The 734-nt window shown below is 36.2% G+C and carries 1 pseudogene; it reads right to left on the reverse strand.

The annotated features are described in order from the left end of the window. A pseudogene (locus HNV08_RS16220) lies at positions 1 to 734 on the reverse strand (hypothetical protein); the annotation flags it as partial.

Raw genomic sequence — 734 nt, forward strand, 5'->3', positions numbered from 1 at the left:
GGTACCATTGGTATTGATACATAAAGTGTAGCTATCTTCTAAATCAAACTCTGGTAACGGATTAACTTGTAAAATCACTTCTGCTATAGCATAACAGATTGAGGTATCATTACCTGTAACGCCATCTGGTGTGTCATTATCTACGCGTGCATAGATTACTTGTGGGTTAATTACATTCTCATACAACGTTGGTAAAGGGTTAACCTTTAAGTCTGCATCCTCTTGGGTTGCATAATAGCTCACGGTATAGTTCGTAGCATCTTGACCATCTAATACAAAACCATCTTGTGTTGTTAAATCAAACTGAACACTATCATTGGTTGTATCGCCATCGGTTTCCATAGTATCATCACAAGCCTCATATAAAATTTGGTCTTCTTCTGCTCTTGCCCCTTCTTGTACTTCGAGATTAAAACTCTGAGTGCTTATTGAACATCCTGTTACATTATTGGTTATCCTTACATAAATCGGTTGTGGATTACTTATACTATTGATATAAGGACTTACTAAGCCATTAACGCCATCTTGTGCATCCATCAAGGTTTCATGGTAACTTACTATAAACTGAGTCGCATCTTGACCGTTTAATACCTCGGAGTCCTTTATAGTTAAATCAAAACTATCTTGACCATCGGTATTTAATTCACATTGTATATAGTCTGTTACTGCTACAACATCTGGTAATGGATGTACTATAATACTAAAGTCTACTAAGGCATAACAACCTGTAAGAT

Source organism: Winogradskyella eckloniae (assembly GCF_013249045.1).
Classification (GTDB): domain Bacteria; phylum Bacteroidota; class Bacteroidia; order Flavobacteriales; family Flavobacteriaceae; genus Winogradskyella; species Winogradskyella eckloniae.